Source organism: Salinisphaera hydrothermalis C41B8, from assembly GCF_000732535.1.
In the GTDB taxonomy this organism is placed as follows: domain Bacteria; phylum Pseudomonadota; class Gammaproteobacteria; order Nevskiales; family Salinisphaeraceae; genus Salinisphaera; species Salinisphaera hydrothermalis.
On the sequence record NZ_APNK01000036.1, the window covers coordinates 1 to 12,966 of the forward strand.

11 protein-coding genes and 1 pseudogene are annotated in these 12,966 nt (G+C 64.0%); 3 read left to right on the forward strand and 9 right to left on the reverse strand.

The features are described from left to right. Positions 1 to 56: 56 nt before the first annotated feature. The 7 genes and pseudogenes from C41B8_RS16070 to C41B8_RS16105 all read right to left on the reverse strand — a co-directional run. A pseudogene (locus C41B8_RS16070) lies at positions 57 to 2,534 on the reverse strand (efflux RND transporter permease subunit); the annotation flags it as partial. A gap of 121 nt (positions 2,535 to 2,655) precedes the next feature. Continuing rightward, positions 2,656 to 3,816: an efflux RND transporter periplasmic adaptor subunit gene (locus C41B8_RS16075; RefSeq protein WP_037340499.1), complete on the reverse strand. Its 1,161-nt coding sequence runs from the start codon at positions 3,814 to 3,816 to the stop codon at positions 2,656 to 2,658. Positions 3,817 to 4,447: 631 nt separating this feature from the next. Continuing rightward, the gene (locus C41B8_RS16085) at positions 4,448 to 5,575 is read right to left on the reverse strand and encodes a phosphoserine transaminase (RefSeq protein WP_037340504.1); all 1,128 of its coding nucleotides are present in this window, start codon (positions 5,573 to 5,575) and stop codon (positions 4,448 to 4,450) included. Then, positions 5,575 to 6,819 carry an ATP-grasp domain-containing protein gene (locus C41B8_RS16090; protein WP_051883677.1) on the reverse strand — a complete coding sequence of 415 codons (1,245 nt, stop codon included), beginning with the start codon at positions 6,817 to 6,819 and terminating at the stop codon, positions 5,575 to 5,577. Before C41B8_RS16090 ends, C41B8_RS16085 begins: the two co-directional genes overlap by 1 nt. Before the next feature lie 383 nt (positions 6,820 to 7,202). Next, positions 7,203 to 8,096, reverse strand: coding sequence for a non-homologous end-joining DNA ligase (gene ligD / locus C41B8_RS16095; protein ID WP_037340506.1), 894 nt, complete (start codon positions 8,094 to 8,096; stop codon positions 7,203 to 7,205). Further along, complete coding sequence (gene ligD / locus C41B8_RS16100; RefSeq protein ID WP_156962569.1) at positions 8,093 to 9,103, reverse strand: non-homologous end-joining DNA ligase; 1,011 nt, start codon at positions 9,101 to 9,103, stop codon at positions 8,093 to 8,095. The genes ligD (C41B8_RS16095) and ligD (C41B8_RS16100) overlap by 4 nt, the downstream gene beginning before the upstream one ends. Further along, positions 9,100 to 9,714 carry a DNA polymerase ligase N-terminal domain-containing protein gene (locus C41B8_RS16105; protein ID WP_037340508.1) on the reverse strand — a complete coding sequence of 205 codons (615 nt, stop codon included), beginning with the start codon at positions 9,712 to 9,714 and terminating at the stop codon, positions 9,100 to 9,102. The genes ligD (C41B8_RS16100) and C41B8_RS16105 overlap by 4 nt, the downstream gene beginning before the upstream one ends. A 138-nt stretch (positions 9,715 to 9,852) precedes the next feature. Here C41B8_RS16105 and C41B8_RS16110 point away from each other — a divergent pair, with 138 nt between their 5' ends. Further along, positions 9,853 to 10,296 (forward strand): nucleoside deaminase, encoded by a 444-nt coding sequence (locus C41B8_RS16110; protein ID WP_037340563.1) that lies wholly within the window; start codon positions 9,853 to 9,855, stop codon positions 10,294 to 10,296. An 87-nt stretch (positions 10,297 to 10,383) separates the two neighbouring features. On the opposite strand, the gene C41B8_RS21210 is transcribed toward C41B8_RS16110, so the two are convergent. Next, entirely contained in the window at positions 10,384 to 10,812 is a 429-nt protein-coding gene (locus C41B8_RS21210; protein WP_084189137.1) for a LysR substrate-binding domain-containing protein, read from the reverse strand. Positions 10,813 to 10,824: 12 nt separating this feature from the next. Here C41B8_RS21210 and C41B8_RS16120 point away from each other — a divergent pair, with 12 nt between their 5' ends. After that, a complete protein-coding gene (locus C41B8_RS16120; RefSeq protein WP_037340513.1) occupies positions 10,825 to 11,037 on the forward strand; it encodes a hypothetical protein in 213 nt (70 codons plus the stop codon). A 39-nt stretch (positions 11,038 to 11,076) separates the two neighbouring features. Then, positions 11,077 to 11,841 carry a hypothetical protein gene (locus C41B8_RS16125; RefSeq protein ID WP_037340515.1) on the forward strand — a complete coding sequence of 255 codons (765 nt, stop codon included), beginning with the start codon at positions 11,077 to 11,079 and terminating at the stop codon, positions 11,839 to 11,841. 263 nt (positions 11,842 to 12,104) lie between these two features. On the opposite strand, the gene C41B8_RS16130 is transcribed toward C41B8_RS16125, so the two are convergent. Then, on the reverse strand, positions 12,105 to 12,932 hold the full coding sequence (locus C41B8_RS16130; RefSeq protein WP_084189138.1) for an HAD-IIB family hydrolase: 828 nt from the start codon (positions 12,930 to 12,932) through the stop codon (positions 12,105 to 12,107). Positions 12,933 to 12,966: the final 34 nt, after the last annotated feature.

Here is a 12,966-nt window from a genome sequence, read left to right on the forward strand (position 1 = left end):
CCCAGGACCGCCGGAGCGCCGCTTGATCAAGTCTCCATACACCAGACTTGCATATAGCTCGGCGCCGCTTCGTCGACCGCGTTGCGCAGAAAAGCCAGCGCCGCGCCCTGCGACATGCCGGACACGCCGGAAATGGTCGCCGAATTAAGCTGCTGGAAACGATTGAGCGATTGCGGCACCACCTCCGACTTGAGGCTGGCCACGGTTGCCGCCGGTATCACGCTGCCGTCCGGCACGTGAATATAGTAGTCCAGCACCTGATCGGGGTTCAGCCGATCGGCCTGCAACACCTGCGGAATCACTTTGTAGGATCGGCCGGCGATCGAGAAGTAATTGACGTAGCCACCGCCGAGTGCCGCCGACAATGCCGCGCCGACGTCTTCCTGGGTCAGGCCGAGCGCGGTGATCAGATCACGGTCGAATACGATCGTGGTTTGTGGCTTGTCTACCTTCAGATCCGAATCGACGTAATAGAACTTGCCGCTGGCCTGGGCCTTGGCCTTGACCGCCTGGGCCACCTCGTAAAGATTCTGGAACGGCTCGGTAGTGGTGATCACCAGCTGGATCGGCAGCCCTGAAGTGCCGGGTAACGGTGGAAACTGGAAGGCCGCCACGCGCGCGCCGGCGATACCGTTCCATTTCTGCTGCAGTACGGCCTGCAGGACGTGGGCGCTGCGGCTACGCTGATCCCAGGGCTTGAACAGCACGCCGCCGATGCCCTGATTGATCGTGGGCGTGCCGGTGATCTGGAACATCTGCTCGTATTCGGGCAGGCCACGGGCCGCATCGAACATCTGCCGGGCATAGACTTCCATCTGTTGGGCCGTGGCGTTGGGCGGGCCCACGATCTGGCCGATCACCACGCCCTGGTCCTCTTCCGGTGCCAGTTCGGAGCTTGCCGTTACGCCCAGCGCGATCGTGGCGAGGAACAACAGACCGCCCATCACCACAATCACGATCCAGGTGTGCAACGCGCCGTGCAACGCCCGTTGATACCGCTCGCGCACCCGTTCGAACTGGCGATCGATGAAGGCCACCAGGCGGCCGCTGTTCGCGTCGGCCCGAAAGAAACGCGAGCACATCATCGGCGATAGGGTCAGCGCAATCACCGCCGACACGGTCACCGCGCCGGCCAGGGTGAAGGCGAACTCGGTGAACAGCGCGCCGGTGAGACCTTTCTGAAAACCGATCGGGGTATAGACAGCGATCAGCACGACGGTCATCGCCAGGATCGGGCCGCCCAGCTCGCGCGCGGCCAGCAGTGCGGCCTGGCGCGGTGTCTTGCCTTCGTCCTTCATGTGGCGGTCGACGTTCTCGACCACGATGATGGCATCGTCCACGACCAGCCCGATGGCCAGCACCAGCGCCAGCAGCGTGAGCAGATTGATCGAGTAGCCCAGCGCCAGCATTACGAAGAACGTGCCGATCATCGACAGCGGCATGGCCACCAGCGGAATGATCACCGCGCGCAGGCTGCCGAGGAACAGGAAGATCACCGCCGTGACGATCAGTAGCGCTTCGACCAGCGTCTTGAGCACTTCGTGGATCGAGGTGTTCACGAAGGCGGTCGCGTCGTACACGATCGCGCCGGTGATGCCGTTGGGTAACTGACGCTGCAGACCGGGAAAGGCGTCCCGTACCCGTTTGGCAACGTCCAGAATATTGGCGTCCGGGGCGACCTTGATGCCGATGAACACCGAACTCTTGCCACTGAAGGCCACGTTGACGTCGTAGTTTTCCGAGCCCAGCGTGACGTTGGCCACATCCTGCAACCGCACGATGGCGCCGTCTTTCTGCTTGATCGCGAGCTGGCGGAACTCGTCGACCGTATGCAGGTTGCTGTCGGTGGTCAGATCCACCGTCACCGCCTGGCCCTTGGTCGAGCCGACCGCCGCCAGATAGTTGTTGGCCGCCAGCGCCGAATACACGTCGCTGGCCGTGACGCCGTGCGCCGCCATCCGCGTCGGATCCAGCCAGGCACGCAGCGCAAACTGGCGCGCGCCGAGGATCTCGGCGGTCTGGACGCCAGCCACGGAATCCAGCTTGGGCTTGACCACGCGCGCCAGATAGTCGGTGATGTTGTTGGTGGGCAATGCGTCGCTGTAGAAGCCCATGTACATCGCGTCGATGGTCTCGCCGGTCTGGACCGTCAGCACCGGCTGCTGCGCTTCCGGCGGCAGCTTGTTGAGGACCGAATTGACCTGGGTGTTGATCTCGTTGAGCGCCCGGTTGGCGTCGTAGTTCAACCGCAGGGTGGCGGTAATGGTGGACACGCCCGATACGCTGCTCGACGACAGATAGTCGATGCCCTGGGCCTGGGCGATCGCCTGCTCCAAGGGCTGGGTCACGAAGCCGGCCATGGTTTCGGCATCGGCGCCGTAATAGGCGGTCGTGACCGTGACCGTGGCGTTTTCGGTTTCCGGGTACTGGCGCACGGTCAGGCTGGTGACCGCGCGCAAGCCCAGCACGAGAATCAGCGTGCTGATCACGATCGCCAGCACCGGCCGGTTGACGAACAGATCGGTGAACTTCATGGCGCGGGCCGCCGGTCGGCCTCATCGCGTACTGGCGCCGGGCAGTCGCAGCACGCCCGCTGGCGCCCAGCCGGCCACACCACGGCTTCCACCCCGACACGCGCAGGAGCACTCGCCATGGCTAGTGTTCCTGCGGCACCGGATGCGCCGCATCCGCCGGCTGCACGCTGTTATCCACTCGTATCGACGCACCGTTCTGCAGCTTGATCTGGCCGCTGGTGACCACGGTCGTACCGGCCTCCAGCCCTTTGACGATTGCGACCTGGTCGCCGCGGGTCGCACCGGTGGTCACCAGCGTCTGCTGCACGGTTGGCGGTAACGCCCGTCCCTGCGCGTCCTTGCCCTTGGACGGCTGCACCACGAACACGATGTCGCCATACGGGTTGTAGACGATGGCGGCCTGCGGCAGCGTGAGATAACGCTGCGAGTTGCCGGCGTCGACGCTGATCCGCGCGAACATGCCCGGCAGAAGCGCGCCGTCGGCGTTGGCCACGGTGGCCTCGACTTGCACGTTGCGCGTGTCGGTATCCACTTTCGGGTTGATGGCCGTGACCCGGCCGTCGAATCGCCGGTTCGGGTAAGCATCCACCGCCAGATGCACCGGCGCACCGATCCGCAGTTTGCCCAGCTCGCGCTGTGGAATCGTGAAATCGGCATACAGCGAGTCGGTCTGCTGCAGCGTCACGATCGTGGTGCCGGCGTTGAGATAGTCGCCGGGGCTGGCCGTGATGATGCCGGCGCGCCCGGCAAACGGCGCCCGCAGCTGTTTCTTGGCCACGAGCGCCTGCTGTTCGGTCACCGCGGCCTGCCGCGACTTCAGATCGGCGGCCGCGCTGTCGTAATCGGCCCTGCTGATGGCATTGGCGGCCCGCTGCTGATCGGCGCGTCGGAAATTCAGCTGCGACAGCCGGGCTGCGGCCTCAAGCTGTGCCAACTGGGCGCGATCGTCGGCATCGCGCAGTTGCAACAAGAGCTGGCCTTTATCGACGTGCTGTCCGGAGCGGAGATCGACCTGACTGACCAGCCCCGGCACGTCCAGCGCCAGATCGGCACCGCGCACCGCACGCAGACTACCGACCGAGTCCAGCGCCGGCTGCCAGGCCTGATAGCGGGCTACCGTGGTACTGACCGTGGCCGGCGTCGGCTTGGGCAGACTGGCGATGGTCCGCATGACCATCAGTACCTTCGCGCCAACGATCAGAGCCACGAGCAACAATACGCCCACGACCATCACGATCATGCGTCGGCCGATCCGAGGCCCATGCGTGGCTTTATCCGACATAGGCCGGACACCGCGTGGAGCCGATACCCAAACAAGGCGTTTGCATCGGCCAGACCGCGATTAATCGCGCCCCGAAGATGGTGGTCGGGCAACCCGGACGGCCCCGGCCAACAGCCAGAACCAACGGACGAGCACGCCCATGCGGAACCGATGCGGACGATCGCAACCGAAGCCGGGGGCCGTGGAAGTGACAAAGCGCCAGAGGACCATCAGATCGCACTCCAGTCGGCGCTTTGCGTGGTCGCCAGCGCAAGGCCGAAAGACAGACGTTGACCCAGCCGAGCGGACTATCGAATATCGCTCCCTGCTTGAAACTAAAGCATGCCGTCAACGCCCCGGCAATAGCCCGGGCGCGATCATCAATCGGCCCGCTGGATCGCCGCCATGCGGTCAGCCGCAGGCGCCCGACGATTCAAATCCTTACGCTTTTCCCCGCCCAGCTCAGCGGCGTCTCGATCCCTCATCGAACGCGGCTGGCCGCGCTCCGCGGCATCGAAACGGGCAGCGCTACGGCCCACCTGCGCGAATCCGCGCAGAATGGTTGCTCGCGACGGATTGGAAATCCGGACCGTGGTGCGGGTGGCAGCGGCGCGCCCGCGAGCCCCGGCATCGCGGGCTGCGCGGGACACTCTTAACCACGCGCCGAGATCGAACGCACCGGGCGACGCTGCGCGCCCCGGAACTGGTCCATGAAGTCCGCCAGCTGTTCGACCGCGTCCAGCGTGACCGCGTTGTAGATCGACGCCCGTAGGCCGCCGATGGCCCGGTGCCCCTTGAGCCCGGACAGCCCGGCGGCCTCGGCGTCCGCCAGAAAACGCTGTTCGAGCGCCTCGTCCGGCAGGTTGAACGCCACGTTCATCAACGAGCGATCGCGCTCCGCGGCATGGCCCCGAAAAAAACCGTCGCTTGCGTCCAGCACGCCATAAAGCCGCTCGGCCTTCTGTCGATTGATGGCATCCATGGCGGCCAGGCCGCCAACGTCGTGCATCAGCCAGCGGGTCACCAGCAACACGACATAGATGGAGAACACCGGCGGCGTATTGAGGATGGAATGGGCGCGCGCCTGGCTGCGATAGTCCAGGAAATCCGGTAGGTCCTCAGGCGCGTTTTCCAGCAGGTCGTCGCGCACCACGACCACGGTCACGCCGGCCGGGCCGATGTTTTTCTGGGCGTGGGCATAAATCAGGCCGAACCGCTGCGCATCGACCGGCCGCGAGAGGAAATCCGACGACATGTCGCAGATACGCAGCACGTTGTCTTGGCCCAGCACCCGGTGGAACTGTAGCCCTTCCACGGTCTCGTTCGAGACGTAATGCAGATACGGCGCGCTCTCGTTCAACGCGAGCGTGTCATCGCTCGGCAAGTGACTAAAACCGTCGCGCTCCCCGCTCCAGGCGACCCGAATCGGGCCTTCGCGACGTGCCGCGGGCAGCACCTTGCCGCTCCAGTAGCCGGTATGCAGATAATCGGCCGGCTCGCCGTCCGGCGGCAGCAAACTCATCGGCACCATGCTGAACTGCTGGGTCGCGCCCCCCTGCAGGAACAGGACGTGATAATCGCGCCCCACCCCGAGCAGACTTCGGATGTTGTCCTCGAGCTCGGCCACCACGGCAGCGAACCAGTCGGAGCGATGACTAATACCGAGTACCGATAGCCCGACCTCCGGCACCTCGACGATAGCTTGCTGCACTTCGCGCAGCACGTTTTCCGGCAACGCGCCGGGCCCGCCGGAGAAATTCAGTGCATTGCGCGGATTCATCATGCCGATTCACTCGCTATGGCCGCCTGGTCTTCCTGTACGCGCTGTTCCAGAAGTTCGCGGAACGCCGTTTGCACTTTGGCCATATGCTCTTGTTTGTGCGGGAACAGATCGGCCGAATCCATGGCATGCACGACCATGGCATTGCCGATCTCGAAGACCAGCAATTCGCCGTCGGCCGTCTGGGCGCAATCGATGCAGACATAATCGAGCCCGGCACGCTCGTCGATGGCCTTGAGCGCGGTGTGATGCTGATCCGCGAACGTATCGAACGAGGCCATCCAGGCCGCCTCGCCGGCACGCTTGTCGGCGTCTTCGTACATGCCGGCGTTGAGGTAGTGGATCATCCAGTCGCTGGAAATCCCCATATGGCTGGCAAACGGTTCGCCATCGACCAGCACGACGCGATACTTGCGATACAGCCCGTCGGCATCGTGATAATCGATGAACGGGGAAATCAGGAAGTCCGAGTGCTCGCTGTCGTCGAGATAAGCGGCCAGCGCCTCGCGATCGGCCAGGCGGGCGAGCCCATGCCCGCCGTGGGAATCGCGCGGGCGCAGAATGACCGGAAACTCGATGCCCGGGTCGATCGCGGCAAGGTCGGTTTCGCCGGCCGCTATGGTGGCCAGCGTATCCGCCGTTACGGGCCGGGTCGGCGGCATGTTCAGCCCCCGCACGCCCTGGAGCAGCTGGCTGGCGCGCTCGCGTTCGGTATTGAGAATGGCCTCGGGCGTATTGAGCACGGGCCGCGGCCAATCCGCGACCACGGGCTGCATGGCTTCGAGACTCGCCCGGTTGGCATCGGAATCGCTCATCGCCACGATCGCCAGATCGTGTTCCGGCAACGGCGTTTCTTCCGAGGCGTCGGTCGGCATGACGAAGTAGTACTCGAGATCGACATCGCTATCCTCGAGCAGGCAATCCAGCGGCATATTGGCGGCGAGATCGCCCGGCGCCGTCAGCAACAGCACGCGCAGCGCGGCCGGCTGGCGCGCCGCGGGCCACCGATAGTGGCGCTGCATCGCCAGGGCCTGGGCCTGAATGGTCAGGCCGAGGTCGCGCTGGCCGAGACACAGCATCAGCGTGGCCAGGTTCATCCACATCACTGCGTTGTCCGGCTCGGCCTGGGCCCGTTCGATCCAGGGCTCGGCAAGCGACTGCAGGTCCTCGCCTTGAATACTGCGGCGCAAGAAAGGCGCCAGGCCCAGAAACTGGGTGGAAACCGTGTCGGACAGCGAAGACATCGAGCAGCGAACCTCGGCGGAGTCGGGAAATCGAAAGCCCGACACGACACCGGAACGGGCGCCACACGAGCCGCGGGGACGCGGCATCGCGGCACCGTGTCCTTGCTGATTCGTCATGATACGGTCGCGCCGGCCGGGCGAAGCGCGGAATAGGCTGCATAAATGCCGTCTCCTGACGGCATGAGCGCGGGGAGCCACGACACATGACTGAAAACTGGCGGACGGCACGGAAACCCTGACCGCTCGCAACGAGCCCGGCGCCGCCAGCGTTGCGTCGGCCACCGCGGCCGGCGAGTCGGGCGCTCTGGCGCATTCCTGGCGCCTACGCAGTCAGAACGCCTTGCCCCGTCGGCACGCGGGTGTATAAAGCCGCGGCGGTACTTCTACGCCCGGGCCTTCAGGCGCTCCAGCGCCCGACTTGCGCTCTGGCCGCGGCGAGCGATGTCCGCCCACGGGCAATCGCGCTGAGCCAGGCGCCGGAAGATGTTGCCGACGTGGTAACGGCGCGGGCCGATATCCCGGTCCGAGAGCTCGTCCCAATCCAGCGGCGTGGCGATCGGCGCCCCGGGTTTCGGCCGCACCGAATAGGGCGCGACCGCGGTCTGGTTCACGGCATTGCGACGCGTATCGAGATACAGCCGGCCACTTCGCTTGTTCTTGGCGTGGGCGGTGGTGAATTCATCCGGATGCGCATCGGCAACGCGTTCGGCGATCGCCTGGGCAAATTCGCGCACGGTATCGAAATCGGCACTGCGATCGAGCGGCACCGTCACGTGCAGGCCCGAGGAGCCGGACGTCATCACGAACGAGGTGAGATCAACCGCCTCCAGCGCGTCGCGTACCGCCCGCGCCGCGGCGACCACCGGCGCGAAGTCGTCGACGTCGCCGCCGTGATCGGGCGGATCGAGATCGAAAATCAAACGATCCGGATGCTCGGGCCGATCGTAGCGGCTGAGCGTGACATGAAAAGCGATCGCCCCCTGGCCGACCAGATAAACCAGCGCGTCCGCCGAGTTGACGAGCGGCTGCACCAGTTCGCCGTCTTCCTTGGCGACGGTGACCCGGTCCAGCCAGGCCGGGTAATGGTCCTCCACGGCTTTCTGGATGAAATGGACGCCGTCGATACCGTCCGGATAGCGGTTGAGCGTCACCGGACGATCTTTGGCATGCGGCAACATCATCGGGGCGATTCGGCGATAGTAATCCGCCAGATCGCCCTTGGTGAGCCCGCTGTCGGGGAAAAAGACCTTGTCGATGTTGTCGAGTTCTACCGTCACGCCCCACCTGCTTCCCGGACCACCTCGCGTGGATCCTTGTCGTCGCGCTCTCCCAGATAGGCGGGATGACGCAGCTTGCCGTCCGCGGTCCATTCCGTGAACTCGACCTCGGCCACCCGCTCGGGCGTTACCCAGTGGACGCCGGCCTCGTTCGGCGGATCGACGAATGGCGAGGTCGAGCGTTCGCTGGCCGCGAGCTCACGGCGCAGCCGACGCAGTTCAGCCTCGGAAAAACCGGTGCCGACCCGGCCGGCATAGCGCAACTCGTCGTCCTCGTAATAGCCGAGCAACAACGCGCCCAGCCCGACGCGCTCACCCTCCGGTTCGGTATAGCCACCGATCACCAGCTCCTGGCCGGCCTGGCACTTGAGCTTGAGCCAGCGCCGGGAACGGCCGCAGCGGTAACAACTGTTGGCCTGTTTGGCGATGATGCCTTCCCAGCCCTTACGCCGTGCCTCGGCGAGCAGCGCCTCGCCGTCGGCGTTGCGATGCGCGGTGAAATGCAGCCGACTGGAGTATTCGAGCACGTCGCGGACAATCGCCTTGCGCTGACGCAGCGGCACCGGCCGGATGTCGTAGCCCTCGATCCAGGGCGAGTCGAAAACATAAAAATGGATCGGGATGCCGGAGGCGCGCGCCTCCTCGGGGTCCGAAATGCCCGCGCGCTGCTGTAGCCGCGCGAAGCTGGTCACATCGCCATCAAAGGCCACAACCTCGCCGTCGAGCACGAAACGACCGCAGGGCTGGGCGGCGAACAGCTCGACCAGTTCGGGAAAATGATCGTTGCGCAGCTTGCCGTTGCGGGTATAAAGCTCGACGCTTTCGCCATTACGAAAAATCAGCAGTCGGATCCCGTCGAGCTTGCGTTCGAAGATCCAGTCGTCGTCCGAGAACGGCGTGTCGTAGAGCGTCGCCAGCATCGGCTCGAACGTTCGCGGCATGGCGACCTTTCGGGCCTTGGCCCAGTCTTCGCCGCTGATGCGGTCCTCGATACATGCCCTGGTCATGACGAGCCTCCTGCCCGTTCGGCGATCTGCTCGGTGGTGAGGCCGCTGAGTACCGACGTATCCTCGGTCGAGACCGGGTTGCGGCGCGCATCGGCGGCCTCGTCGTCGGTCTTCACCAGCAGCCACTGGCGCTTGTTGCCTTCAGTACGAAAATGCGTAAGCGCGTAGCCACCGAATATCTTCTGGCCGTGCAGGTTAACGATGAGATGGCCATCAGCCCAGCACTCGGCCAGCGATTTTTCGACCCGGCCCTCGGCATCGAGCTTGGCATTGTCGTAGGGGCCGATATCCCAGACCATGACCGTACCGCCCCCGTATTCGCCTTCGGGGATCACGCCCTCGAAATCGGCATAGTCCAACGGGTGGTCCTCGGTCTCGATCGCCAGACGTTTGTCTCGTGGGTCGGTCGAGGGGCCCTTCGGCACCGCCCAGGACTTGAGCACGCCATCGATCTCCAGCCGGAAATCGTAATGCAGCGTCGACGCCGAATGCTTCTGTACAACGAATATCGGCGGCTTGTCGCCAGACCGCGTCGCGCCATCGCCGGAAGGCTCGGGCGTTACATCGGCACGTCGTTTGTCACGATAGGCCTTGAGCGGATCCTCAGCCATAGCCGTCTCCGCACGGATGTTTTTTTGCCTTATAGCCGATCGCCGAGCACTACGTCATCCGCACTTACCCCTAACCGTACGAAGCGCCTCGCCAAACCCTTAAACTGACTCGAATATTCACAAAACGGGAGATTGGTCGTGTTGCACGAACCTTATATACAGGCCGCCCTGAAAGAAGCCCGGCGCGGGCGCGACGAAGGCGGCGTGCCGATCGGCTGCGTCCTAGTCCGCAACGGCGAAATCGTCGGCGCCGGGCACAACCGAAGGGTGCAGAAATCCAGCGCGATTCTGCACGGCGAGATGGACGCGCTCGAAGCCACCGGCCGCAAGCCCGGCCTCTGGCACAAGGACGTCACCCTCTACACCACCCTCTCGCCCTGCGCCATGTGCTCGGGGGCGATCCTGCTCTACGGCATCCCGCGGGTCGTGATCGGCGAAAACGCCTCGTTCATGGGCGAAGAAGCCCTGCTACGCGAACGCGGCGTCGAACTCACCGTGCTCGACGACGCCGACTGCAAGCAACTCATGGCCGATTTCATGCAGGCGTCGCCGGAGCTCTGGAACGAGGATATCGGGGTATAGAAGCAGGCGAAGGCTCGTCGGAACCGACTGTCGTAGATGTCGGCTTACGACCCAAAACGGACATACGCCGCAAAACCCCGTTGTCTCTCATCGAGTGCGCCAAATCGGGGCTTGCTTGAGCTGCTCATCGACAACTAGTCGCATCTTCGGCAGTAGATGGCGCGTCGCCGGCCAGACAGCGTGTACTGGTACTTCGTGTGCGGATTGTGCTTCAAGCACGGGAACCAGGTCGCCGTTGTCGATCGATTCCCGGGCCAGCGAGCTCGGCACCTGACATAGGCCCCGGTCATTGAGAGCCGCTCGCATGATGGCATCGCCGTCGCTTAGCTCGAAGGTCGGCCTCGGATCGATGCGTACCGATTCGCCGGCAGCATTCTCGACGGTCCAGGCGAGTGTTTGGCCACGACGGTAATGACGCTTCCATCTGACCGACGACTGATTCCACCTCAACCCACGCGCTACGGGGCTCGATTCCCCGTTACACGCCGGGGGAGCTCTGCTATGCTTATCAGACAAGAGGTTTTACCTATGTCCAAACTCAGCAAACTCCGCGACTACCTGAGCGACCGCGTGCCCGGCATGCAGGCCATCGAGGACTTCGAGATCCAGCCGGAAATCCGGGGCGATAGGATCTACGCTGATCTTGATACCCTGCGCCAAAGTGAGGTTGCTGTACGCAAGGTGGCGGCGCTAAAGAAACAGGCTGTCCAGCTCAAGGGCGAGACGCACGAACCTGCGTAGTCATCGCTGAGGGGCGCTGTACGAACAGCGGTTGCTCCGGTGTATCTTAATTCCGCCCTGCTGATCGCCGGCGCCGTCGTCGTCGGCTACGTCTTCGCAGCCCGGCTGCTATGGCTCCGCTACCGGCTTCGGCTGACTCAGGGCTACCACACGTTCCTGTTCACCGCCGCGAGCAGCGTCGTTCCACTGGCCCTGGCCGGGTTCGTGGTGTCTAGGCCCGGAATCGAATGCCGACTCGGACACCTGGTGGTTCGGCTCCTTGGTCCGGCCAGTCTGCATTTTTCGCCCCAGGCCATCTCCATCCTCGTATTGATGCTAGTTGCCTTGTTCCTTGCCGCCACGGTGCCTGTCCTTGTTCACCACCTGGCCCGGCTATTGCTCGGCAAGAGCATGAAACAACTCAAGCTCAACGCCATGTATCTTGCCGAACCGGCGCCCACCCTGTCCGGCCTTCAGTTTTCCTCCTACCACTACGCCATCCCGATGGCCGTGACGCTTTCGGATCGGAAAGTATATGTCGGCTACCCAGCCGACATCTCCAGTTCGATGTATTCAGCCTACGGCAGCGAAATCCATCTGATCCCGCTGATCAGTGGCTATCGAGACCCAACCACGCTGGATTTCATAGCCACCACGAGCTACAAAACCGTTATGGACAAGGTGGCAGAATCCCCCGGTCGCCACGTCAACGCCCGCATGTTCACGATCAGTATTCCAGAACGGGAGGTGGTGCACGCACATCTCTACGATCCTGAGCTGGCACCGATATTCGCAGAACACACCGATCGATCGGAGTCCGATTGACACGATCGACCGGCGGCGCGCAGTTCCGTCCTGCCTGCGACCGCACCGTTCTTACACCCAAGTAAACCCGCACGATCACTCGGTGGCCTTAGCAAAATCGAGAGAATTTAATTTGGATTGAATACTTACAAAACCGCATTTTATTCGGCCCGCAACCAGCCGGCTAACGAATGACCGCTTTTGGCCGATACCAGACGCCTAGACCAGAAGACGTCGATCGTTACCTAGCATCTGCGAAAGCCGGCTGGCAGACCCTCACGCCGTCAAACACGGGCCGCGTACGCGATATCGGTCAGCAGCTGCTCCAATACCCCGGACCCGGGTCCGGCGAGATGATGATCGGCCGCGACGCGTACGCGGTCGCCGGCCGCACCCATGGCATAGCCGTGGCCGGCATTCGCCAGCATGGTGATGTCGGAGTCGGCGTCGCCGAAGGCAGCCACGCGATCCAACGCAATGCCCAGATGAGCGCAGAGCGTTGCGAGTGCGTGGCCTTTGGTGGCTGTGGCCAGGTGCAGATCGTGGCATTCGGTGCCGCTCCACGAGATCACCAGTTCCGGCTGGGCGGCGACGGTGGCCTGGAGGCCGGCCAGGCCGTCATGCACGCCGTCGCACATGATCTTGAGCAGAGATTCGGGCATGGACCCGGCGTTGACGCGCTCGGCGCGCAGGTCGGGCGTCACGCCGTTACCCGCGGCCTCGCGTCCGATGCGGTCGGCCTCGCCGTAGGCGTGCCAGCGATCCGGGGCGTAGGCATGGATACAGCCGCCGACGTCGACGAAGCGCGCTAGCGCGGCGGTAAGGGCGTCGTCCGGGGTGAAGGTTTCGGCGGCGATGGTGGTGCCGTCGGCGGCGGTGACGAGCGTGCCGTTGAACGAAATCAGCGGCATGTTCAGACCGATCGCCTGGGCGATCTCCAGCAACGACGAGCGTTGGCGCGAACTGGCGAGCGCGACGCCGATGCCCGCGTCGTACAGACCGCGGAGTGCTGCGATCGTATGATCGTTCAACGGGTTGCGGGCATCGATAAGGGTGCCGTCGATATCGAACACGGCGAGATCGATGGCCGGTGCCATCCGGGATTGGGTCATCGGGAACCTTTGCGAGAACAAGCACGGTCAAGCG